Raw genomic sequence first — 23017 nt, 5'->3', positions numbered from 1 at the left:
TCGGCAGGATATGCGACCTGTTCTCTCCGGTTGAATGCAGAAACTATTTCCAGGCTGCGGGATATGCGCCTGGTTAATCCCGAAAGACTCTAGCGGCGCCGTTTCGACGCCACCCGTTCGCGCCACAGGGCGAAGAGGCCGGCGCAGACGATGAGCGCGGCGCCCACGGCGGTGTTCCACTCGACCGTTTCGCCGAACACGGTGATCCCGAGGGCGGAGGCGAAGACCAGCTGGAAGTAGGCGAAGGGCTGGACGGCGCTCGCCTCGGCCACCTCGTAGCACTTGATCAGCGTGAAGTGCCCCGCCGCGCCCGTGACGCAGAGCAGGGCCATCCAGGCCCAGTCGGGGGCGGTCATATTCTCCCAGGACCAGATGCCGATGGCGGTCATCAGGATGGCGCCCATCGTGCCGGTCCAGAAGAACGAGGTCGCCGCCGAGTCGCGGCGTGCGGCGAGACGGTTCAAGAGGGCGTAGAGCGCGAACATCAGCGCCGCGGTCAGCGCCACCAGTGCCTCGGGCTGGAATACGCGGATGCCGGGCTGCAGGATGATCAGCATCCCGACGAAGCCCGCGAAGATCGCCAGCCAGCGGCGCCAGCTGACCCGCTCGCCCAGCACCGGGCCGGAGAGGGCCGCAACGATCAGCGGGTAGCAGGCGAAGATCGCGTGGCTTTCGACGAGGCCGAGCAGCGTGAAGGCGACCACCATCACGCAGACCTCGGCGGCCAGCAGAAACCCGCGGAAGGCCTGCAGCACCGGCTGGGTCGTGGCGGCCGCGGCGCGGATGCCGCCGGCATTGCGGGCGGCGACGGCGATGACGAAGGCGGCGAAGAACCAGTAGCGGATCATCACCACCATCAGCACGTTGTATTCGTCGGCGAGGTGGCGCGAGATGCCGTCCTGCGAGGCGAAGATGAGCGTGGTCAGCAGCATCAGGCCGACGCCGTAACGGGTGTTCTTCTGGGTCATGCCAGCCTCGCGCGGGTCATGTGGCGTTTGCGGCCGTAGCCGGGGGTGCGGGTGACGTCGAAGCCCGCGGCCTCCAGGTTGCGGCGGACGAAGCCGGCCGCGGTGTAGGTCGCGGCGGTGCCGCCGGGGGCAGTGTGGCGCGCGACCTCGGCCATGAGCGGGGCCTCCCACAGCTCGGGGTTCTTGGCGGGCGAGAAGCCATCGAGAAACCAGGCGTCGGCGCGGCCGGGCCAGCGGGGCAGGGTGGCGCGGGCGTCGCCCACCACGATCTCGGCCCGCAGATCGTTGGTTTCGATCACCCGGTCGCCGCGCCGCCAGGCCGCGAGAAGCGGAGCGACGAGCGCCGCGAGGTCCGGGAAGTGCGCCAGCGCGCGGGAGAGGTCGTCGGCCGGCAGGGGATAGGCCTCGAAGCTGGTGTAGCGCAGCGGGCCGGGAAGGCCGGCCGCGCGCCACGCCTGCAGCGCGGTCAGCAGGTTCAGCCCGGTGCCGAAGCCGAGCTCGGCGATGTGGAACCCTTCGCGGAACCGCGCCGGCAAGTCGTTGCCGGCGAGGAACACGTGGCGCGTCTCGGCCAGCCCGTTCTCCAGCGAGTAATACGGGTCGTCGAAGCGGCGCGACACGGGGACCGCGCCCTGCCACGCGGTGTCGGGGGCTTGGGTTTCGGGCATGGGTTGGCCTAGAAGGTTGCGGCGCGAAGATGGACAAGGGCTGCGGCAATGGCAATGGCCGACGTGACGGTGATGGGGGCGGGCATCTTCGGGCTGTCGGTGGCCTATGCCTGCGCCCGGCGCGGCGCGCGGGTGCGCGTGCTGGACCGGCGCGGCGTGGCGGCCGGGTCGTCGGGCGGCGTCGTGGGCGCGTTGGCGCCGCATGTGCCGGAGAACTGGAACCCGAAGAAGGCGTTCCAACTCGACAGCCTGCTGATGGCGGGGTCGTTCTGGGCGGAGGTCGACGCGCTGTCGGGCGGGGCCTCGGGCTATGCGCGGCTGGGGCGGCTGCAGCCGCTGGCGGACGAACGCGCGGTAGAACTTGCGCGGGGACGCGAGGACACGGCGCGCGAGCTGTGGGGCGCGGCGGCCGAATGGCGGGTGATCGGTGCGGCGGAGGCCGGCGACTGGCGGCCGGAGAGCGCGACGGGACTCTATGTCCGCGACACGCTGACCGCGCGGATGCGGCCGCGCGCGGCCTGCGAGAGCCTTGCCGGTGCCGTGCGGGCGCTGGGCGGCGAGGTGGCGGTCGGGGCGGAGGCGCCCGGCGGCCCCGTCGTCTGGGCCACCGGCTACGAAGGGCTGGCCGACCTGTCGGCGGCGCTGGGCCGGTCCGTCGGGACCGGCGTGAAGGGGCAGGCGGTGTCCCTGCGCCTCGAGGCGGCCGACCGGCCGCAGCTTTTCGCCGACGGCCTGCACGTCGTTCCCCATGCCGACGGGACAGTCGCCGTCGGCTCGACCAGCGAGCGGGAGTTCGACGACCCGGGGGCCGTGGATGCCCAGGCGGACGACCTGGTGGCGCGGGCGCGGGCCGTCTGCCAGGCGCTGGAGGGCGCGGAGGTCGTGGCCCGCTGGGCCGGGGTCCGACCGCGGGCGAAGAGCCGGGCGCCGATGCTGGGCGCATGGCCTGACCGGCCGGGGCATTTCATCGCAAACGGCGGCTTCAAGATCGGTTTCGGCATGGCGCCGAAGGTGGGCGAGGTGATGGCCGATCTGGTGCTGGAGGGCCGCGATGCGGTGCCCGAGGGGTTCCGGGTGTCGGACAACCTCTGAGCGGAGCGCTGCCAAGCGGCGGCGCCTTCGGCGCCAAGCTCCTTGTTTCGTTGGTGCCCGGTGTGGGGCGTCGCGCCGCGGGGCCGCCCGGTGCGCTGCGTGGTCCGGGCGGGTGCCTCCGGCGGGAGTATTTTCGGCCAGAAGAAGCCCGGGCGTCAGGCGGCGGGTGTCGCCGTGGCCTCCATGCATTGGCGGCCGTCGGCGGCGCGGACCCAGAGGGCGGTGTCCCTGCGGCAGAGCGTGGCGGGGTCTGTATGGGTCAGGGCGCTGGTGCCGCGGAAGGTGAAGGCGGCGAGCGGGCCGAGCGCATCCTCGGCCATGTGGATCAGGAGTTGCGCCAGCAGCGGGCCGTGGACGACGAGGCCGGCATAGCCCTCGGTATCGCGGGCGTAGTCGGCGTCGTAGTGGATGCGGTGGCCGTTGAAGGTGAGCGCCGAGTAGCGGAACAGCAGCGTGGTATCGAAGCGGTGCGGCCGCGCGTCGGTCTCGTCGGTGGCGGCCTGTGGCGGCGCGACCGGGGTACGGTCCTGCGGCGGCTGGCGGTATACGAGGTCCTGCTGCTCGGTGACGCAGAGCGTGCCGTCCTGCGCGATCTCGTGGCGCAGGGTGACGAAGGCGAGGCGGCCGCTGCGGCCGGTCTTCTCGGCGACGGTCTCCACCGTGGTGGTCTTGGTCGCCGGCGTGCCGAGGCGGGGCGCGGCGTGGAAGGTCAGCCGGCCGCCGGCCCACATCCGCTGCGGCAGGTCGAGGTCGGGGATCAGGCCGGTGCCGGTGGCCGGATGCCCGTCGGGGCCGAGGCGGCCGGGGCGCTGCGCGTCCCAGAAATACACCTGGTGCCAGAAGGGCGGCAGCGGGTCGCCGGGGCCGGGCGGGTCGCCGGGGCGGTCGAGCGCCACGTGCAGCGCGGCGGTGCGGGCCGGGTCCAGGGCGCAGGAGACGGTTTGTGTTCGGCCGATACTCTCGTGCATGGTGGCGCGACGGTAACGGCAGGACAGGGAGAGGGCAATTGAGCGTGATCGTACTGGATCATCTGGTGCTGACGGTGGCCGACATCGAGGCGACGGTCGCCTTTTACGGCGACGTGCTGGGCATGCTGCGCGAGGAGTTTCACGGCGCGGACGGGGCGCCGCGGGTCGCCGTGAGCTTCGGGTCGCAGAAGATCAACCTGCACGCCGAAGGCGACGCGATCGAGCCCCGGGCGGTGCGGCCCGTGCCCGGCTCTGCCGATCTGTGCTTTCTGTCGGACGTGCCGCTGGAGACCTGGCAGGAGCATTTCGACGCGCAGGGGGTGCCGGTCATCGACGGGCCGGTGGCGCGGACGGGGGCGACGGGGCCGATCACGTCGCTGTATATCCGCGACCCGGACGGCAACCTGATCGAGGTGTCCGTGCGTGACTGACGTCCTGGCGCTGGGCTGGGGCGTCTGGGTCTATTGCGCGGCGGCGGTGTTCGCCGGAACCTTGCTGCAGCGGCTGGCGGGGCAGGGGTTCGGCATGGTGGCCGCGCCGCTGATCGCGCTGGTGGCGCCGGAGTTTCTGCCGGCGACGCTGCTGCTTATCGGGGCGGTCGTGGGCTTCGGGGCGACGGCGGTGGACCGCTCGGCCGTGGCGCGGCACGAGCTGCCCGCCGGCTTCGCCGGGCGGGCGCTGGGCGCCGTGCTGGCCGTCGGGATCGCGGTGGCGCTGCCGGATGCCGAGGCGCTGGCGGCGGTGGTCGCGCTGGTCGTCTATCTCGGCATCGCGCTGTCCGTCATGGGGGTGCGCGTGGCGATCCGGCCCGTGTCGCTGTTCTCGGCCGGCGTCGTGGCCGGGATCATGGGCACGCTGACGGCGGTGGGGGCGCCGCCGATGGCGCTGTTGTACCAGCACGAGGCGCAGAAGCGGTCGGCGGCGATGCAGAACACCTTCTTCGCCTGGGGTATGGTGGTGTCGATCGCGGCGCTGGCCGTGGCCGGGCTGGTCGGCTGGCGGCACGTCGTGCTGGCCGCGAGCCTGGTGCCGGCGGCGGTCCTGGCGCTGTGGCTGGCGCAGCCGCTGGCGGCGCGGGTGGCCAGGGCGCGGATCCGGCCCTATGCGCTGGGGCTGGCGGGGACGGCGGCGACGGTGCTGCTGGCGAAGACGCTGATCTGAGCGGCGGCTGACGCCGGGGCCGCGTTAACGTTTCGGAAAGATTCGCCCGGTACGGCTCGACCCAGTGGAAGAGCAAGGGCGGGAGCGCGATCTTGAAGTATGCAGCAGTCTTCGCGGCGATCGTCCCGGTGCTGGTCGCCGGGTGCGAGACGAACAAGACGCCGGTGCCCACCGGCGGCAGCAAGGCCGACGGGCTGGTCGAGATGTCCTACGACGTGGGCGGGTTCGATGTGCCGAAGGTCGATTGGGCGACGGCGGACACATCCGCGCTGGTCCGGTGCCGCGCCTGGGGCTACGCACGGGCCGATGCGTTCGAGGGCGTCAAGACGCAGTGCACGGCCTACAGCACCTATGGCTGCATGGCGCAGACCGTGACGAAGGTCTATCAGTGCATCGACTGAGCCCGCGCCACGGTGCGGGTCAGGCCTGGGCGTCCGGGCCGGCCCGCAACAGGTCCACCTCGGCGCGGAGCTGTTCCATCAGGCCGGAAAGAGCCTTGGTGTAGCGTTCGCTGGTCAGCCGGCCGGCGTCGTCGAAGGCGTTGCCCGAATCCGCCACCATGACCTGCGGACCCAGCACGAAGCGGGGGCGGAACGGCGTCATCGCGTGGCGGATGGTGAACTGGCCGGTCTCGCCGCCGGTGCGGCCGGCATTGGCCGAGATCAGCGCCACGGGCTTGCCGTTCCACGGCCCGCCCTTGGTGCGGCTGATCCAGTCCAGCGCGTTCTTCAGCACGCCGGGGATGCATTTGTTGTATTCCGGGCTGGCGACGATCACAGCGTCGGCCGCAGCGACCTGATCGGCCAGGCGCTGAACCTCGGGCGGAATGCCGCGCGTGTCCTCCAGGTCGCCGTCGTAGAGCGGCAGGCGCAGGTCGGCGACCTGTTTGTCGGCCGGGCCGTAGAGACGCAGCGCCTCGGCCAGCAGCTTGCGGTTGGTGGATCCGGCGCGCAACGCGCCGGGAATGCCCAGAAGCGTGTGGGTGGTCATGTGCGGGTCCCCGTCGTTTCGACCGAAGGTATCGCTGCGGCTGCGAAGGGCAACCCGGTTGCCCTTCCCCGGCCGGGATGGAATGGTGGCGCCGGTTTCGGGAACGGGGAGACGGCGATGCGGCACGGTGGGCAGGTTCTGGTGGAGCAGCTTGCGGCGCAGGGCGTGCGGCGGGTGTTCTCGGTGCCGGGCGAGAGCTTTCTTGCGGCGCTGGACGGGCTGCACGACAGCGGCATCGAGAATGTCGTCTGCCGCCAGGAAGGCGGCGCGGCGATGATGGCCGAGGCGACGGGCAAGATGACCGGGCGGCCGGGCGTCGCCTTTGTCACGCGCGGGCCGGGCGCGACGAATGCGAGCGCGGGCGTGCATGTGGCGCGTCAGGATTCGACGCCGATGGTGCTGTTCGTCGGCCAGATCGCCCGCGGCCACCGGGACCGGGAGGCGTTCCAGGAGGTGGACTACCGCGCGATGTTCGGCCCGCTGGCCAAGTGGGTCGCCGAGATCGACCAGACCGACCGGATTCCCGAATACGTCAACCGCGCCTTCCACGTGGCGATGTCCGGGCGGCCCGGGCCGGTGGTGCTGGCGCTGCCCGAGGACATGCTGTCGGACCAAACCGGCGCCCCGTTCCTGGAGCCGACGGCGCCGGCGGTGCCGGCCGTGGGCGACGCGCAGGTCGATGCGATCCTCGACTTCCTGAAGGGCGCGGAAAGGCCGCTGGTGGTGGCCGGCGGGCCCGGCTGGTCGGCGCAGGCGGCCGCCGACCTACAGCGCTTCGGCGAGGCGCAGGGGCTGCCGATCACGGCGGCGTTCCGGCGGCAGGATTACATTGACAACCGCTCGCCGGCCTATGCGGGCGACCTTGGCGTCGGCTCGAACCCGAAGCTGGTGGCCCGGGCGAAAGAGGCCGACGCGGTGCTGGTTCTGGGCTCGCGCATCGGCGATTGCGTGACGCAGGGCTACGAGATGTGGGATCCGGCGGCGCCGGGCCGGCGTTTCGCCCATGTGCACCCCGAACCCGAGACGATGGGCGGGGTCTATCGCTGCGATCTCGCGGTGACGGCGCGGGCGCCCGACGTGCTGGCGCGGCTGGCGCAGGCGCCGAAGGCGGGCGACTGGGCGGACTGGCAGCGATCCGCGCGCGCCGACTACGAGGCGTGGCTGCAACCGAAGGAGACGCCCGGCGCGGTGAAGCTGGAAAACGCGATCCGCTGGCTGTCGGAGAACCTGCCGGGCGACACGGTCGTCACCAACGGTGCCGGCAACTATGCCGCCTTCCTCCACCGCTACTACCAGTTCCGGGAATTCGGCACGCAGGTTGCGCCGACGTCGGGGTCGATGGGCTATGGCTTTCCGTCGGCGGTGGCGGCGTCTTTGCAGTACCCGGAGCGCGTGTCGCTGTGCCTGGCGGGCGATGGCTGTTTCCAGATGACGCTGAACGAGATGTCGACGGCGATGCAGTACGGCGCGACGCCGCTGGTGATCGTGGCGAATAACGGCCGCTACGGCACGATCCGGATGCACCAGGAGCGCAGCTATCCCGGCCGCGTCTCGGGCACCGACTGTCACAGCCCGGACTTCGCGGCGCTGGCGCGGGCCTATGGCGGCTTCGGGGCGGTCGTGGAGACGGACGCAGACTTCCCCGCGGCGGTGGCCGAGGCCCGCGCCTCCGGCACGCTGGCGGTGATCGAACTGCGGCTGGACACCGAGATGCTGACCACCGGGCAGACCGTGTCCGAAGTGCGGCAGGCGGCGTCCTCCTAGCGCGTCACGTCAGGAAGGGGCGCAGCTCGAAGGCCAGGACAAGCAATGCGACGGCGGCGAGCCAGCTTGCCGCGATGCGCCAGCCGATGGTCAGCCAGGGGCGCGGCCAGCGCTGCAGCGTGGCGGCCGCGAGGCCCGCGGCCGCGGCCAGGGCGAGGTTGGCGCCCAGCAGCAGCCCGGCATGGATCCCGGGCGACAGCGCGAACAGCCCGTGCCCCTGGAAGCTGGCGGCGGCCGACAGAAGGCCGGTCAGCGCGGCCAGGACATGCGGCGCCGGCGCCGGCGGGTCGGGGCGCAGCGCGGCGAGCGCGCCGGTGACCGCCCCCGCGCCGAGACTGGCGAGCGCGACCGTGGGCGGGACGGCCGCGGCCGCGAACAGCCCGGCCGCCTGACCGCCCAGGAACCACGGCCAGACCGCGGGCAGCCCGTCGCGCCGCCACAGTCCGATCAGAACGCCCATGGGCAGCAGGCAGAGGATGACGGAGGGCGCCGAGAGCGCCACCGACACGCCTTCGACGAACCGGTCGTAGACGCCGCCGCCCTCCTGAAATGCATGCGCCGCGCCCGGATCGGGGCGCAGCGCCAGGGTCAGCAGGACACCGGCCGCCGCGGCTCGCCTCATGCGATGCCGGCCAGGAACGCCCCGCCCAGCGCCGCGATCACAACGCCCGCCGCACGGACCGCATAGGCGCCCCAGGGCAGCTTCGTCAGGAAGCCGAGCGCGATGCCGGCCAGGTGCAGCACCCCGGTGCCGATCACGAAGCCGACGGCATAGGCATAGGGGTTCGCGGCCGCGGGCAGTTCCGTGCCGTGGGCGTGGCCGTGGAAGATCGCGAAGGCGCCGACAATGACGGCGGCCACCCAGATCGGGGCGCGCACCGCCAGCGCGATCAGGATGCCCAGCACCACGCCGGACAGGGCGATGCCCGTCTCCACCGCCGGGATCGGCACGCCCGCCACGCCCAGTGCGCCGCCGAAAGCCATGACCAGCGGGAAGACCACCGGCAGGATCCAGATCGCCGGCATCCCCAGGAAGGCGCCCCAGAGGCCCACGGCGACCATCGCGATCACGTGGTCCCAGCCCAGGATCGGGTGGGTGAAGCCGGAGATCAGGCCGCCCGTCACGCCCTCTCCGGTATGGGCGGCGGCGGCCGTGGCGGCGAAGGTCACAAGCAGCGCCAGGCCGAGGCGCGCGGGTCGGATGCGGGTCATGCGAAATCTCCTAGTGTTTTCATCGGCTACTCTAGGCGTCGGCGCGCGGGACGCAATGCCGATCGCGCCTATAGGATATACGGACGACGCGGCCGTGCGGTTTCACGGTCCGGATTGCCGGGCCTCGGGCCGGGGCGGGCCACCCGGCCGGGGCCGTCCTAGAATTCCACGCCGATCTGCGCCTTGATGCCCGAGCGGAACGGGTGCTTGACCAGCTCCATCTCGGTGACGAGATCGGCGATCTCGACCAGCTCGTCCTTGGCGTTGCGGCCGGTCAGTACGACATGCGTCATCTCGGGCTTCTCGGTCGCGAGGAATTCCACCACCTCGCCGATGTCGATGTAGTCGTAGCGCAGCGCGATGTTGATCTCGTCCAGCAGGACCATCCGGTTCGCCGGGTCGCGGATCAGCTCCTTGGCCTTCGCCCAGGCGGCCTGTGCCATCTCCATGTCGCGGGTGCGGTCCTGGGTTTCCCAGGTAAAGCCCTCGCCCATCGTGTGGAACTGGCAGATGTCGGCGAACCGGCTCTCGATCAGGTCGCGCTCGCCGGTGGACATGCCGCCCTTGATGAACTGCACCACGGCGCAGGGCATCCCGTGGGCGATGCAGCGGAAGATCATGCCGAAGGCGGCTGTCGACTTGCCCTTGCCCTTGCCGGTATGGACGACGATCAGTCCCTTCTCGTCGGTCTTCGTCGCCATGATCTTGTCGCGGGCGGCTTTTTTCTTCGCCATCTTGGCAGCGTGGCGGGCGCTGTCGTCGGTCTCGGTCATCGTGCCTCTACGGGTCGCTGCATGGTGACGCTCGTGGGCCGGTCATAGCCCGGATGCGCCGTCTGACCTGTAATGGCAAAGCCCATCGCCGTGAAGGCCGCGTGGTTCTCCGTCAGCTCGACGCGCGCCTGCAGCTCCAGCCGGTCGAGCCCAAGCGCGCGGGCGCGCGCTTCGGCAAGGTCGACGAGCTGACGAGCATGGCCCTTTCCGCGATGGGTGAAGGCGACCGCCAGCTTGCCGATATACAGCGCGTGCGGCTTCGGCGTCAGGAACACCGAGGCGACGGGGCGGTCGGTATCCTCGATCACCCAGACCTCTCCGGCATTGGCCTGTTCGGCGACGCCGTCCGGCGTCAGGCCCTGGATCGAGGAGGGCGGATCGACGCGGCCCTGCATATAGGCGAACTCGGTCCGCAGGAGCGTCAGCAGCGCATCCCAGTCATAGGGCTCGGTTGCGCGGAACGGCGCCAGGCTGGTCGGGTGGACGAGCGAATCCATGCCGGGGATGGGGGCACGGATCGTTCCAATTGGCAAGAAAAAGGAGCGCCGGGGGCGCTCCTATTGGGCTTTTCGGCAGTCGACGCAGCCTGTTACTCGGCGGGAACCGCCGTGCCGCTGGCCGGCCGGCCGAAATGCTGCCGGTTCAGCCGCAGGACCAGCACGATCATCGCGACCTGGAAGGCGATGGCGACGGCCGTCAGCACCCAGTAGCCGGTGGAGAACTTCGCGACCAGCGCGTTGGCCACCAGCCCCTTGTTGATCCAGAACTGCAGCATGACGCTCATCGCGACCCCGGGGCAGACCAGCGCGTAGGAGCCGGGCGAGGTCTTGGACCCGAAGACGAAGTCGGCGAAGTAGCCCTGCCGGCGCAGCACCAGCAGGCCCAGCAGCAGGAAGATCACCTGCACCGCGACGATCCGGGTCAGGAAGACCAGGTTGTCGGCGGCGGCCGTGTGCGCATCGAAGGACACGTGCAGCCCGTGGCTCTGCCGCAGGAACATGATGCCCAGGACCGTCAGGAGCGGCACGACGATCATCAGCGTCGGGCCGGATTCGCGCGCGGTGCCGTAGTGCAGCATCGAGTTGAACGCGGTGACGGCGGCGACGACGGCATAGAGGATGCCGGCGAAGCCGAAGAAGGTCGACCCGATCAGCGAGATCCCGGCGATCAGCGGCGTGGTGCTCATCGCGGCCGGCGCGGCGAAGCCGACGGCCACCATGGTCAGCGAGAAGGCCGGCAGCAGCTGGGCGAACGAGTTATGCGCGGTGACGTCGAACACCCCGCCCTTGGTCAGCACCCGGCCCAGGAAGTCGCCGATCATCCGCAGCGCCAGGATGCCGATCGCCAGGAAGGCGACCATGGCGAAGGGGAACAGGTACTCCACGATGCCCCACAGCCCGGGCACGAAGACGAGGCCCAGGATGAAGCCCGCATTCACGGCCATGGCCAGCGCCAGCGGCATCGCCAGAAGCTGGGTTTCGCCGTTGGAGTTGGCCAGATCCTGATAGGCCGGGGTTCTCTTGAAGGCGCGGTACTGCGACAGGTTCCAGAACAGCGACTTGAAGTGCAAAAACGCCATCGCGGCGATGCCGGCCATGGCGACGACGATGGCGGTCTGCAGCGCCGGGCCGCCGGTGGCGAAGGCGGCCATGATGTCCTCGAAGATCGGGACCGGCCGGCCGGGATGCGGCACCCAGAACAGCAGGAACATGAAGAAGGTGACGGCCAGCCCGCCGGCGCCCAGCGCGGCGAGGAAGTAGAGCGGCGAATAACGATCCGCCGGGCGTGCGAGATGTTGGGACATTGGAGCCTCCGGTTTTATATTCATCATCGTGAATATAAGTGGGGGGACTCCCCGCGGCCTTGATCTGCGTCAAACGGTCGTCGGTAAACGGTTCGTTAAGGATTCCGGGGCAGGATCGGTCCATGGCTTGCATTTCTTCATGGTTCCAACGGGTTGCGGTGGCCGGTGCGCTCGTGCTGCCGGCGGCCTGCGACAGCCCTAGCCCCGCCTTCTCGCGCCTGCCGGCGCATCGGGTCACGGTGGATGACGCCACCTTCTCCGTCCGATTCACCCCGTTCGAGGCGGAGGCGCTTCGCGTCAGCCGCGGCTTGCCCGGCAGCCGGGGCGAGGTCATGTTCGCCGGCGCGCGGGCGATCATGCTGGCCAGCGGCTGTCCCGTCGTCCCCAAGACGCTGGAGGGCGACCCGGCCATCGTCCGCGCCTCGCTGGACTGCGCCGGTACCGGCCCGCGCCCCTCGCCGCCGGCCGCGCCGGAAGCCTACGACTGCGGCTTCGTGGGGCCGTGGCGCAAGGACGGGATACCGTGGAAATCGGCCACGATCGACTGCGTGCGGGTGGAATGACCGCGGCTTAGCCCGCGCCGTCTAGCCGCTTCATCAGGAAATACCGCGTGTGACCCGCCGGCATGTCGGGCAACTGCCCGAACACGGCATAGCCCAGCCCCTCGTAGAACGCCGGCGCCTGGAACGAGAAGGTGTCGAGCCAGATGCCCGTCGCCCCCCGGTCCCGCGCAGCCTGTTCCAGCGCGCCCATCAGCTGGCGCCCGATGCCGCGCCCGCGCGCCGCCTCGGACACGGCGAGCAGGGCCAGGAAGACCCATTCCTGCGTCATCCGCGCGGTCAGCCCGCCCAGGAAGCTGTCGCCGTCCCAGGCCTCCAGCGCGATATGCTCGATCACGAAGGGCAGGCCCAGCGCCTCGGAATGCGCGTCGAGCAGCCCCAGCACGCGCTTTTCCGTCGCCTCCCGCGCGCCGCCCGTGTCGCGGATCGTGACCGTCATTGCGCCAGCCTCTCCAGAAGCCCCCGCGCCGAGTTCGAGCGCGGGGTCCAGAGCCCCCGCTCTATCGCCTCGGTCAGCCGCTCCGCGATCTCGCGCAGGGCGGGGGCGTTGTGGGTCTCGATGAAGTCGCGGGTGTCCTCGTCTTCCAGAAAGGCGGCATGGACCAGGTCGAAATGGTGGTCCCGCACCGCGCCGGTCGTGGCGGCGAAAGCGAAGAGATAGTCGACCGTCGCCGCCATCTCGAAGGCGCCCTTGTAGCCGTGCCGCTTCACCCCGTCGATCCATTTCGGGTTCACCACGCGGGACCGCACCACGCGGCCGATCTCGTCCTCCAGCGTGCGGATGACGGGCCGCTCGGGGCGGGAATGGTCGTTGTGATAGACCGGGCGGGCCTTGCCCTGCAGGTGCTGGACCGCGGCCGCGGCGCCGCCCTCGAACTGGTAGTAGTCGTCGCTGTCCAGAAGGTCGTGCTCGCGGTTGTCCTGGTTCTGCACGATGGCCTCGGTCTGGCTGAGCCGGGTCTCCAGCGCCTGCCGCGCCGGGGCGCCCTCGGCCTGTGCGCCGTAGGCGTAGCTGCCCCAGGTCAGGTAGGCGTCGGCAAGATCGGCGGTGTCGTTCCACAGTCGCTCGTCGATCATCGCCTGCAGCCCGGCGCCGTAGGCCCCGGGCTTGGCGCCGAAGACGCGGTGGCGGCCGTCGGCGCCCTCGGCCCGGGCGCGGGCGGCGGCGGGGTTCGCGTCGTCCGGCTCGTCGAGTTCCATGACCGCCCGCGCGGCGCTGTCGAACAGCGCGACCTGGTGCGGGAAGGCGTCGCGGAAAAAGCCCGAGATGCGCAGCGTCACGTCGACGCGCGGCCGGCCCAGCGCGGTGTGGGGGATGATCTCGAAGCCGGTCACGCGGCGGCTGGCGGCGTCCCATTGCGGCTTCACCCCCATCAGCGCCATGCCCTGCGCGATGTCGTCGCCGCCGGTGCGCATGTTGGCCGTGCCCCAGGCGGTCAGCAGCATGCTGCGCGGCCAGTCGCCGTGGGTCTGCAGGTGCTTGTCGATCAACAGGCTCGCCGATTTCCAGCCCAGCGCCCAGGCGGCCTGTGTCGGCACCGCGCGGCTGTCGACGGAGTAGAAGTTGCGCCCGGTGGGCAGCACGTCTGGCCGCCCGCGCGTTGGCGCGCCGGAGGGGCCGGGGGCGACGAACCGCCCCGACAGGGCGGTGAGAAGCCCCGCCCGCTCGGATGGTCCGCACCCGGCCAGCGCCGGGCGCAGCCGCGTCTCGATCTCCTCCAGCACCGCAGCGGACGCCGGGCCGGGCGCTCGCGGGGCTTCGCCCGCATCGCCCCGCCCGCCGTCCCGTGGATCGTCGCGCAGGAGCCGCTGCGCCAGAAGCTCCAGCCGCTCCACCGTGTCGCCATGCGTGCGCCAGGGATCGTCGGTCATGTCGGCAAGCGCCGCGGCCATGCTCTCGGCCGGCGCGGCCATGTCGCAGTCGAGCGGATCGAAGGCCAGGCCCAGATCGGCCGCCAGCGCGCGGGTCAGCGAGGCATTCGCGCCCGTGCCGTCGCCGCGCGGCGTCCGTGCCAGCGCCAGCGCCAGGTCGCGCTCCTGGTCTCCCGCCGGCGAGGTGCCGAAGATGTGCAGCCCGTCGCGGATCTGCGCCTCCTTCAGCTCGCAGAGATAGGCGTCGAGCTTGGCCAGATCCGTCTCCTCGTCTTCCCCGGTCATGCCTGCGTCGGCGTCGAGCCCGGTGGTGCTGGTCAGCGACAGGATCTCCCGGCGCAGGTGGTCGATGCGGCGCGGGTCGACGCCCGCGGCCTCGAAATACTCGTCGACCAGCGCCTCGAGGTCCTTCAGCGGTCCGTAGGTCTCGGCCCGCGTCAGCGGCGGCGTCAGGTGGTCGAGGATCACCGCCTGCGCACGGCGCTTCGCCTGCGTGCCCTCGCCGGGATCGTTGACGATGAACGGGTAGAGATGCGGCATCGGCCCCAGCACCGCCTCGGGCAGGCAGGCGTCGGACAGGGCCAGCGCCTTGCCCGGCAGCCATTCGAGGTTGCCGTGCTTGCCCATGTGGACGACGGCGTGGGCGCCCCAGTCCTCGCGCAGCCAGATGTAGGTGGCCAGGTAGTTGTGCGGCGGCACGAGGTCCGGCGAATGGTAGCTGTCGGTCGGGTCGACATTGTAGCCGCGGGCGGGCTGCAGGGCGACGACCGCGTTGCCGTAGCGGTGGATGGCGAGCTTGAAGCCGCCTTCGGCGGCTCGCGCTGCGGGGCGTATTTGCGACGAGAAGAAGGGATCGTCTTGCGGGTCGCCCCAGCGGTCCTCGATCCGTTGGCGGACCTCCCAGGGCAGGCGCTTGTAGTGGTCGAGATAGGTGTCGAGCGGCAGGGTCTCGCCGCCCGCCCGCTCGGCGCGGTCGGTGAGCCAATTGGTGGGGCCGGCCATCAGGCGGCGCATCAGGGCGTCGCTGTCGGCGGGCAGGTCGGCGAGGCTGTAGTCCTCGGCCGCGAGGGCCTGCAGCATGTCGACCGTGGCCGCCGGCGTGTCGAGGCCGACGCCGTTGGCGAGCCGGCCGTCCTTGTTGGGGTAGTTGGCGAGGACCAGCGCGACCTTGCGCTCGGCGGCGGGCGTGCGGCGCAGGCGGGTCCAGTTGGCCGCCAGGTTTGCCACGAAGTCGATCCGGTCGCCGCGGGCGCGGTAAGTGGCGATGGGGCATTGCGTGGCCTCGTCGCGATAGGCCTCGCCCTTGAAGCTGACCGCGCGGGACAGGATGCGGCCGTCGACCTCTGGCAGCGCCACGTTCATCGCGATATCGCGCGGGGAGAGGCCGGTGAGCCCCTCCTCCCACGCCTCCTCGCTCGCGGCCGACAGGACGACCTGGAACACGGGCGCGGCGTTGGCCGAGGGGGCGGCCAGCGGGTTTTCGGCGCCGCCGCCGTCGGGGCTGCCGGTGGCGAAGGCGGTGCAGTTCAGGATCGTCTCGGGCGGGGCCTGGGCGAACAGGCGGTCGAGGGTGGCCGCGCTGACGGGATCCTTCAGCGAGGCGACGAAGACCGGCAGCGGGTTCAGCCCCTGCCTGAGCAGCGATTTCGTCAGCCGGTTGACCGGGTTGAGGCCCGCCCCCTGCACCAGCGCGCGGTAGAAGACGATGGGCACGACCGGCGCGCCTTCGGTCCAGTGGGCCTGGGCCGTGGCAAGATCGGCGGTGCCGGCGCCGGGCCAGTAGACGCCGGCGCGCAGCAGCGGTTTCGCCGGGGGCGGGCTGTCGCCGTTGCGCCCGCCGAGCATCCAGGCGGCGTGGCGCAGGAAGTTGGCGGCATTCTCCGGCCCGCCCTCGACCAGATAGGCCCAGAGCGCGTCGTAATCGGCGTCGGCGACGGTGGAAAGGCGGCGCAGGTCCGCGTCGGGCTTGTCGTCGCCGGGCAGCAGGGCCAGCGGCACGCCGGCGGCGTGCAGGTGGGCGGCGTATTGCTCGGCCCCGTAGCGCCAATAGCCGAGCCCGCCGAGCACGCGGGCGATGACCAGCCGCGACTGCGCCGCGCATTGCTCGATATGCAGGTCGACCGACATCGGGTGGCGCAGGTGGGTCAGCGAGGCGAGGCGCAGGCCGGGCGGCGCCTCCATCTCTGCCCGGGCCTCGGAGAGCGCGGCCAGCTCGGTGTCGGCGGCCGACAGGACCACGATGTCGGCCGGGGTCTGCGCCAGGTCGACCGGCTCGGTGCCGTCGTCGATGGCGCCGGGGGTGGCGGCGAGCAGGTGCATCAGCGGCGACCGGTGCGCTTGTGGCGGGGGCGGGTGCCTCCGGCGGGAGTATTTCGGGCCAGAAGAAGCATGGGAGGCGCTCTAATCCAGCCGCTTTTTCATGAACACGCTGGAGCCGCTGGCGGCGTCGTCGCCGAACGGGTCGCAGGGCGCGAAGCCGTGGCGGGTGTAGAGCCTGTGCGCCGCGTGCAGCAGATCGCCCGCTTCCAGCCGCAGCCAGGGCAGGCCGGCGGCGTGGGCTTCGTCCTCCAGCATCCGCATCAGCGCGTCGGCGGTGCCGGTGCCGCGCGCCTCGGGCGCGACGAACATCGACTTGATCTCGCCATAGCCGTCGCGCAGCGCCAGCGCCGCACAGCCGGTGACCTGCGCGCCGCGGCGGGCGGTGAAGAACCGCACGTCCTCGTCGCAGAGCTGCTCGACCGACAGGACATGGGTCTCGTCCGGTGCGAACAGCTCCTGCATCATCGCGTGGCTCGCCTGCAGCAGCGCCAGCGTCCCCGGGTCGCGCGGGTCGCCGCGGTCGATGGCGATCATGCGGGGGCCTTTTCCCGCAGGTCGCGCTCGATCGCCGCGCGGTCCAGCCCGGCCTGGCCGATCACCACCAGCCGCGTCTCGCGCGGTTCCTCCGCTGCGAGCGGCCGGTCGAAATAGGTGTCGACGCGCGGGCCCACCGCCTGCAGCGTCAGGCGCATCGGCTTGCCGGCGACGGCGGCGAAGCCCTTCAGCCGCAGGATGTCGTGGCCGCGGATCACCGCCGCGACCTGGTCGGCGAAGGCCTTGGGATCGGCGATCTCGGGCAGGGTGACGACGAAGCTGTCGAACTCGTCGTGGTCGTGATGGTGGTGGTCGTCGTCCCCGTCATCGCCGTCGTCGTGGTGATGGTGATGCAGCTCGTGCCGGTTGGCGATGTCGGCCTCCGCCGCCTGGCCGCGGCCCAGCAGCACGTCGACCGGCAGCGCGCCCATCGCGGTGCGCACGACATGCACCCCGTCGCGGCTCTCGGCGGTCAGCCGGTCGGCCAGCTCCGCCGCCTCGGCCTCGTCCAGCAGGTCGGTCTTGTTGACCACGATCATGTCGGCGCAGGCGACCTGGTCGGCGAACAGCTCGGATAGCGGCGTCTCGTGGTCGAGGTTGTCGTCCATCGCGCGCTGGGCATCGACGGCGGCGACGTCATGGGCGAAGCGCCCCTCGGTCACCGCCTTGCCGTCGACCACCGTCACCACGCCGTCCACCGTGACGCGGGTGGAGATCTCGGGCCAGTTGAACGCCCGCACCAGCGGCTGCGGCAGGGCGAGCCCCGAGGTCTCGATCACGATGTGGTCGGGCGGCACGTCGCGGTCCAGCAGCTTCTGCAGCGTCGGCACGAAATCCTCGGCGACGGTGCAGCAGATGCAGCCGTTCGACAGTTCCATCACATCGTCGTCGGTGCAGGTCTCGTCGCCGCAGCCGGTCAGGATGCCGCCGTCGACGCCGAGATCGCCGAACTCGTTGATGATCAGCGCGATGCGCCGGCCGTTCGCGTTGTTCAGCATGTGGCGGATCAGCGTCGTCTTGCCGGAGCCGAGAAAGCCGGTGACGACGGTCGCGGGAATTTTCGCAGGCATGAGGGGTCTCCACGGAAAAGGGACCGCCCGAGGGGCGGCCCCGGCACGTCGATGGGTCAGGCTCAGACGCCGAAGGCCGCCGACAGAAGCGGGCCTTCCGCCGCTTCCAGCGTCAGGAACAGGCCCACGCCGGCGACGACGGCCCCGGCGAGGCGCGCATTGACGGCCGACGCCTCGGTCGCGCCCAGCACCTTCTCGGCCACCCAGCCGGCGGCGATCGCGATGGCGTACTGGATGACGCCCAGGCCCAGCAGGTAGCCGACCAGCACGGCGCCGCCGACGCCGCCTTCCTGCGCGGCGATCGCGCCGCCGAAGGCCGACCCGTGGAACAGGCCGAAGCCGGCGAACAGCGCCAGCGCGGCCGTGGTGCCCAGCGCCCGGCCCGACAGGACGACGCCGCCCAGCACCAGCAGCGACAGGGCGATCACCGCCTCCTGCATCGGCAGCGCGATGCCGGCATACATCAGGCCGCAGCCCGCCAGCATGGCGGCGATATAGGCCGCCGGCGCGGCGAAACGGGACGCGGTGAACAGCGCGGCGACGCCGACGATGGCGACGAAGAACAGGTGGTCGAAGCCCAGAACCGGGTGCCCGACGCCCGACAGCAGGCCGTGGGCGAAGGTTTCCATGGGCATCCCGCCCAGCGGGTGGTGGGCCAGCGCGGGCGTAGCGGCCAGCGCGAGGGTCGCGGTGAGAAGTTTCTTCATGTCTGTCCCCTTTCGGTTCCAAAAGGGGGGTGGGCGAAGGTGGCCCGGGTCTTTCCGCCCGTGGCTTGGCCTTCACGGAACACCCCGTCCGTTGCAGTGCCGGACGCATGCGGCGCCCGTGCATGGCTGGTCTCCTGGCTTCGCGGGTCGCTGCGCCGCGCCGCCTTCCCGGGGTGTCCCAGTGGCATCCGGCGGGGCGCTCTCCGCTTACAGTCGCGGGGGCGGCTTCGGCTTCGGGCCCCGGTGTGGGTCGCCGCGTTCCGAATTCCCAGTTCGGCCCTGCGCGCTTTGCGCGGCTGCGGGCACCATGCGGGGGACGTTGTGCGCCCTCCGGGGCGGCGGCGTCAAGCCGGAATGCGGCGCGCGGCGGCACGGCTGCGACGGCGCGTGCGTGGGGCAGTGGCAAGATATTGTGGAAAAGCGGCGCGATTTCGCCAGATGCTGCGTGTCGGCGTTGACTCCGAAGCCATAGGGCAGAAAATGACCGGAACACGGGAATCAACCGCGGGCAGTCCCTTTTGCGTTTCACCAGGCTTCGTCTGAACGGCTTCAAGAGCTTCGTCGACCCGACCGACCTGCTGATCCAGGACGGTCTGACCGGCGTGGTGGGGCCGAACGGCTGCGGCAAGTCCAACCTCCTGGAGGCGCTGCGCTGGGTGATGGGCGAGAACCGCCCCACCGCGATGCGCGGCGGCGGCATGGAGGACGTGATCTTCGCCGGCGCCGCCACGCGGCCGGCCCGCAACTTCGCCGAGGTGGCGCTGCAGATCGACAATTCCGAGCGGCTGGCGCCCTCGGGCTTCAACGACAGCGACCTGTTGGAGATCACCCGCCGGATCACCCGCGACGCGGGCTCCGCCTACAAGGTGAACGCCAAGGACACCCGCGCCCGCGACGTGCAAATGCTGTTCGCCGATGCCGCCACCGGCTCGCAGTCGCCCGCGCTGGTGCGGCAGGGGCAGATCTCCGAGTTGATCAACGCCAAGCCCAAGGCGCGGCGCCGGGTGCTGGAGGATGCCGCGGGCATCGCCGGGCTCTACCAGCGGCGCCACGAGGCGGAGCTGAAGCTGAAGGGGGCCGAGCAGAACCTGCTGCGCGTCGAGGACGTGATCGAACAGCTCGCCGGGCAGCTGTCGCAGCTGGCCCGCCAGGCGCGGCAGGCCGCCCGCTACCGCGAGATCGGTGCGGCGCTGCGTCAGGCCGAGGGGATGCTGCTCTATCGCCGCTGGCGCGAGGCCGACGACGCCCGCGCCCATGCCGAGGACGGGATGCGCGCCCGCATCCAGGGCGCCGCCGCCGCCGAACGCGCCGCCGTGGAGGCCGCGACGGCCCGCGAGCAGGCCGAGGAGGCGCTGCCGCCCCTGCGCGAGGAAGAAGCCATCGCGGCGGCCGTGCTGCAGCGTCTGCTGGTCCAGCGCGACAGCCTGGCCGAGCAGGAAAAGCGCGCCCAGCAGACCATCGAGACCCTGACCGCCCGCATCGCCCAGCTCACCAAGGACCTCGACCGCGAGGAGGCGCTGAACCGCGACGCCGGCGAGAGCATCGCCCGGCTGCGCGAGGAGGAGGCCGAGCTGACCGCCGCCGGCGAGGGCCACGACGATGCGCTCGCCGCCGCCGCCGACGCCGCGCACGAGGCGGGCAAGGTCCTGCAGGAGCGCGAGGACGCCCATAGCCGGCTGACCGAGGAGACCGCGCGCCTCTCCGCCCGCCACCAGTCGGCGCACCGGCTGCTGGCGGACACGCAGAAGACCCTCGACCGCAACGAGGCCGAGGCCGCCAAGGCTCGCGACGCGGTTACCGCCGCGCAGACGGCCCTGAACGACTCCGACGCCCGCTTCGCCGCGGCGCAGGACGCGCTCGAACAGGCCACCGCCGCCGCCGAGGCCGCCGACACCGCCCTGCAGGAGGCCGACGAGGCCCGCGCCGACGCGCAATCGCGCGAGGCCGACGCCCGCGCCGAACGCTCCGAGGCCGAAGGCGAGGTCAGCGCGCTGAAGGCCGAGGCGGGCGCGCTCGCCAAGCTGGTCAGCCGCGACACTTCCGATGCCGGCGTGATGGACCGGCTCCGCGTCTCGCCCGGCTACGAAAAGGCGCTGGGTGCCGCGCTGGCCGACGATCTGCGCGCGCCCGAGATCGGCGCCGACGGCCGCTCCGGCTGGACCCAGCTGCCCGGCTACCGGCACCCGCAGGATCTGCCCGAGGGCGTCGTCGCCCTGTCGAACCATGTCAGCGTGCCGCCCGTCCTCGCCCGCCGCATCGGGCAGGTCGGCCTGGTCGATCCTGCCGATGGCCCGCGCCTGCAGGCGGACCTGCATCCCGGCCAGCGCCTCGTCTCGACCGAGGGCGATCTCTGGCGCTGGGACGGCTACCGCGCCGGCGCCGAGGATGCGCCCACCGCCGCCGCGCTCCGCCTGCAACAGCTCAACCGCCTGGAGGAACTCAAGCAGTCCCTCGAAGCGGCCAATGCCCGCGCCGACGGTGCCGCCCGCGCGCATGACGTGCTGAAGACGCAGCTCAAGGATCTGACCGAGGCCGACCGTGCCGCGCGCGAGGCCCGGCGCACCGCCGACGCGCAGGTGGCCGAGGCCAACCGCGCCCTGTCCCGCGCCGAGGCCGACCGTAACATCGCCGCCGGCAAGCTCGAATCCGCGCAGCTCGCCGTCACCCGCCACGAGGAAGAGGCGAACCGCGCCCGCCTCGCCCTGCGCGAAGCCGAGAAGGGGGTCGAGGAGCTGGGCGACCTCGACGCCGCCCGCGCGCAGGTGGAAGACGTCAAGATGACGGTCGAGGCCGCGCGCATGACCATGATGTCGAAACGCGCCGCCCACGAGGAGCTCAAGCGCGAGGGCGAGGCGCGCGCCAACCGGCTGCACACCGTCACCAAGGACATCGCCGGCTGGCAGAAGCGGCTGGAGACGGCCGACACCCGCATCGCCGAACTGGCCGAGCGCAAGACCGCGTCGGAAGCGGAGCTGAAACAGGCCTCCGCCGTCCCGGGCGAGCTTGCCGCCGAGCGCGAGAAACTGGTCGACGGCATCGAGAAGGCCGAGACGCGGCGCAACGCCGCCGCCGACACGCTGGCCGAGGCCGAGACGAAGCTGCGCGGGGCCGTCACCGCCGAACGCGACGCCGAGCGCGAGGCGAGCCAGGCGCGCGAGGCCCGCGCCGCCGCCGAGGCCCGCGCCGAGGCCGCCCGCGAGGCGGTCGAGGCCGCGGCCGAGCGCATCCAGGAGGCAGTGGAGCTCACGCCGCCGCAGCTTCTGGACCAGCTGGACACCGACCCCGACGACATGCCCTCGGCCGAAAGCATCGAGCACGAGGTCAACCGCCTGAAACGCCAGCGCGACGCGCTGGGCGCGGTGAACCTGCGCGCCGAGGAGGACGCCCGCGAGGTGCAGGAGGAGCATGACACCCTCGTCACCGAGAAGGCCGACCTGGAGGCCGCCATCGCCAAGCTGCGCGCCGGCATCTCCAGCCTGAACAAGGAAGGGCGCGAGCGCCTGCTGACCGCCTTCGAGCAGGTGAACTCGAACTTCGCGATGCTTTTCACCCATCTGTTCGGCGGCGGCGAGGCCAAGCTGGTGCTGGTCGAATCCGACGACCCGCTGGAGGCCGGGTTGGAGATCATGTGCCAGCCGCCGGGCAAGAAGCTGTCGACCCTGTCGCTTCTGTCGGGCGGGGAGCAGACGCTGACCGCGCTGGCCCTGATCTTCGGCGTGTTCCTCGCCAACCCTGCGCCGATCTGCGTGCTGGACGAGGTCGACGCGCCGCTCGACGACTCCAACGTCACGCGCTTCTGCGACATGCTGGACGAGATGACCCGCCGCGCCTCGACCCGCTTCCTGGTGATCACCCACCACGCGGTCACGATGGCGCGGATGGACCGCCTGTTCGGCGTGACCATGGCCGAGCAGGGCGTGTCACAGCTGGTCTCCGTCGACCTGAAGAAGGCCGAGCAGATGGTCGCCTGACCGGTCCCGCGCCCGGTTGTCGCCAGATCCTCACGCGATGCCGACATAGGCCCTCTCGCTGCGGTGCCTCGTTTCGGAGGCCGGTTGCGATGCGCAGACCATGAAACAGCGAAGCCGCTGAGACCCGGTAAACGTCGAACGCATTCCGGTTCCGCCGATCGTTAAACCTTTATTCGATTTCCGCTCATTCCCTCCGCCTGCCGCGACACTTCGCGGCGAAAGGAGGTGATGAGGCTGGAGGAGAAATCATTTCGAAAATGGATGGTCCTGATCGCGTTCCTGACGCTGATCGTCGCGATCGTCGCGATCGTCCGGCTCTGGATCGGTTGCTGAGGCGGCCCTGAAAGAGTGGCCCCGCAGAGTCGCACCTCTGCGGGGCCGTTTTCAGTGATGAGACTGGAAAACCATTTCGAATGCTCATGTCATACCATGAAATCTAACATACGGTAAACGTCGCAGGCCCGACGGACGCCCGCCCGGCTGCAGATAATCGTTAGAGCGTTTTCCGATCAATCTGCATCGTATCCGCAGGCGGCGAAGTAGTTTTCGCATTCCTGGTGCGTGAAGCAGTCGATGAGTTCGCC

General features: G+C 71.2%; 21 protein-coding genes and 1 riboswitch. Of the genes, 7 read left to right on the top strand and 14 right to left on the bottom strand.

The genetic code is table 11. The features are described 5' to 3' along the window. Positions 1 to 89: 89 nt before the first annotated feature. Both P1J78_RS19685 and mnmC2 read right to left on the bottom strand, forming a co-directional pair. Positions 90 to 968, bottom strand: a complete 879-nt coding sequence (locus P1J78_RS19685; RefSeq protein WP_275569102.1) for a DMT family transporter — start codon at positions 966 to 968, stop codon at positions 90 to 92. Continuing rightward, entirely contained in the window at positions 965 to 1636 is a 672-nt protein-coding gene (mnmC2, locus tag P1J78_RS19680; protein WP_275569101.1) for a tRNA (5-methylaminomethyl-2-thiouridine)(34)-methyltransferase MnmC2, read from the bottom strand. The genes P1J78_RS19685 and mnmC2 overlap by 4 nt, the downstream gene beginning before the upstream one ends. A 48-nt stretch (positions 1637 to 1684) precedes the next feature. Here mnmC2 and P1J78_RS19675 point away from each other — a divergent pair, with 48 nt between their 5' ends. Then, complete coding sequence (locus P1J78_RS19675; protein ID WP_275569100.1) at positions 1685 to 2728, top strand: NAD(P)/FAD-dependent oxidoreductase; 1044 nt, start codon at positions 1685 to 1687, stop codon at positions 2726 to 2728. Between the two features lie 155 nt (positions 2729 to 2883). On the opposite strand, the gene P1J78_RS19670 is transcribed toward P1J78_RS19675, so the two are convergent. Then, positions 2884 to 3696: an HTD2 family dehydratase gene (locus tag P1J78_RS19670; RefSeq protein WP_275569099.1), complete on the bottom strand. Its 813-nt coding sequence runs from the start codon at positions 3694 to 3696 to the stop codon at positions 2884 to 2886. A 38-nt stretch (positions 3697 to 3734) separates the two neighbouring features. Between P1J78_RS19670 and P1J78_RS19665 the strand changes: the two genes are divergently transcribed. The 3 genes from P1J78_RS19665 to yecR all read left to right on the top strand — a co-directional run bounded on the left by P1J78_RS19665 (position 3735) and on the right by yecR (position 5258). After that, positions 3735 to 4127, top strand: a complete 393-nt coding sequence (locus tag P1J78_RS19665; RefSeq protein WP_275569098.1) for a VOC family protein — start codon at positions 3735 to 3737, stop codon at positions 4125 to 4127. Beyond that, positions 4120 to 4857 (top strand): TSUP family transporter, encoded by a 738-nt coding sequence (locus P1J78_RS19660; protein ID WP_275569097.1) that lies wholly within the window; start codon positions 4120 to 4122, stop codon positions 4855 to 4857. Before P1J78_RS19665 ends, P1J78_RS19660 begins: the two co-directional genes overlap by 8 nt. Before the next feature lie 92 nt (positions 4858 to 4949). Next, complete coding sequence (yecR, locus tag P1J78_RS19655; RefSeq protein ID WP_275569096.1) at positions 4950 to 5258, top strand: YecR family lipoprotein; 309 nt, start codon at positions 4950 to 4952, stop codon at positions 5256 to 5258. 19 nt (positions 5259 to 5277) lie between these two features. Here yecR and P1J78_RS19650 read toward each other — a convergent pair whose 3' ends face one another. After that, positions 5278 to 5847, bottom strand: coding sequence for an NADPH-dependent FMN reductase (locus P1J78_RS19650; RefSeq protein ID WP_275569095.1), 570 nt, complete (start codon positions 5845 to 5847; stop codon positions 5278 to 5280). Positions 5848 to 5964: 117 nt separating this feature from the next. Between P1J78_RS19650 and P1J78_RS19645 the strand changes: the two genes are divergently transcribed. Beyond that, positions 5965 to 7611 (top strand): thiamine pyrophosphate-binding protein, encoded by a 1647-nt coding sequence (locus tag P1J78_RS19645; protein WP_275569094.1) that lies wholly within the window; start codon positions 5965 to 5967, stop codon positions 7609 to 7611. A gap of 4 nt (positions 7612 to 7615) precedes the next feature. On the opposite strand, the gene P1J78_RS19640 is transcribed toward P1J78_RS19645, so the two are convergent. From P1J78_RS19640 to P1J78_RS19620, 5 genes are all read right to left on the bottom strand, one after another. Then, positions 7616 to 8233, bottom strand: coding sequence for a hypothetical protein (locus tag P1J78_RS19640; protein ID WP_275569093.1), 618 nt, complete (start codon positions 8231 to 8233; stop codon positions 7616 to 7618). Next, positions 8230 to 8823 carry a HupE/UreJ family protein gene (locus P1J78_RS19635; RefSeq protein ID WP_275569092.1) on the bottom strand — a complete coding sequence of 198 codons (594 nt, stop codon included), beginning with the start codon at positions 8821 to 8823 and terminating at the stop codon, positions 8230 to 8232. Before P1J78_RS19635 ends, P1J78_RS19640 begins: the two co-directional genes overlap by 4 nt. A 158-nt stretch (positions 8824 to 8981) precedes the next feature. After that, positions 8982 to 9596, bottom strand: a complete 615-nt coding sequence (gene cobO, locus P1J78_RS19630; protein WP_275569091.1) for a cob(I)yrinic acid a,c-diamide adenosyltransferase — start codon at positions 9594 to 9596, stop codon at positions 8982 to 8984. Continuing rightward, positions 9593 to 10093, bottom strand: a complete 501-nt coding sequence (locus tag P1J78_RS19625; protein ID WP_275569090.1) for a GNAT family N-acetyltransferase — start codon at positions 10091 to 10093, stop codon at positions 9593 to 9595. The genes cobO and P1J78_RS19625 overlap by 4 nt, the downstream gene beginning before the upstream one ends. A 92-nt stretch (positions 10094 to 10185) precedes the next feature. After that, a complete protein-coding gene (locus tag P1J78_RS19620) occupies positions 10186 to 11400 on the bottom strand; it encodes a TsoY family (seleno)protein (protein WP_275569089.1) in 1215 nt (404 codons plus the stop codon). 158 nt (positions 11401 to 11558) lie between these two features. On the opposite strand from P1J78_RS19620, the gene P1J78_RS19615 reads away from it, so the two are divergent. Then, entirely contained in the window at positions 11559 to 11963 is a 405-nt protein-coding gene (locus tag P1J78_RS19615) for a hypothetical protein (protein ID WP_275569088.1), read from the top strand. A gap of 7 nt (positions 11964 to 11970) precedes the next feature. Here P1J78_RS19615 and P1J78_RS19610 read toward each other — a convergent pair whose 3' ends face one another. The 5 genes from P1J78_RS19610 to P1J78_RS19590 all read right to left on the bottom strand — a co-directional run bounded on the left by P1J78_RS19610 (position 11971) and on the right by P1J78_RS19590 (position 18462). Then, on the bottom strand, positions 11971 to 12399 hold the full coding sequence (locus P1J78_RS19610; protein ID WP_275569087.1) for a GNAT family N-acetyltransferase: 429 nt from the start codon (positions 12397 to 12399) through the stop codon (positions 11971 to 11973). Then, on the bottom strand, positions 12396 to 16151 hold the full coding sequence (gene cobN / locus P1J78_RS19605; RefSeq protein WP_275569086.1) for a cobaltochelatase subunit CobN: 3756 nt from the start codon (positions 16149 to 16151) through the stop codon (positions 12396 to 12398). The genes P1J78_RS19610 and cobN overlap by 4 nt, the downstream gene beginning before the upstream one ends. 81 nt (positions 16152 to 16232) lie before the next feature. Then, positions 16233 to 16685: a GNAT family N-acetyltransferase gene (locus P1J78_RS19600; protein WP_275569085.1), complete on the bottom strand. Its 453-nt coding sequence runs from the start codon at positions 16683 to 16685 to the stop codon at positions 16233 to 16235. Further along, positions 16682 to 17755, bottom strand: a complete 1074-nt coding sequence (gene cobW, locus P1J78_RS19595; protein WP_275569084.1) for a cobalamin biosynthesis protein CobW — start codon at positions 17753 to 17755, stop codon at positions 16682 to 16684. The genes P1J78_RS19600 and cobW overlap by 4 nt, the downstream gene beginning before the upstream one ends. Positions 17756 to 17817: 62 nt before the next feature. After that, positions 17818 to 18462: a HupE/UreJ family protein gene (locus P1J78_RS19590; protein WP_275569083.1), complete on the bottom strand. Its 645-nt coding sequence runs from the start codon at positions 18460 to 18462 to the stop codon at positions 17818 to 17820. A 107-nt stretch (positions 18463 to 18569) separates the two neighbouring features. After that, positions 18570 to 18787, bottom strand: a riboswitch (cobalamin riboswitch). A 193-nt stretch (positions 18788 to 18980) separates the two neighbouring features. Between P1J78_RS19590 and smc the strand changes: the two genes are divergently transcribed. Beyond that, complete coding sequence (gene smc / locus P1J78_RS19585; RefSeq protein ID WP_275569082.1) at positions 18981 to 22433, top strand: chromosome segregation protein SMC; 3453 nt, start codon at positions 18981 to 18983, stop codon at positions 22431 to 22433. The last annotated feature ends 584 nt before the right edge of the window (positions 22434 to 23017 follow it).

Source organism: Psychromarinibacter sediminicola, from assembly GCF_029168335.1.
Lineage (GTDB): Bacteria > Pseudomonadota > Alphaproteobacteria > Rhodobacterales > Rhodobacteraceae > Psychromarinibacter > Psychromarinibacter sediminicola.
Note: the sequence above shows the minus strand (reverse complement) of the source record. Positions and strands in the feature narration are given on the sequence as shown.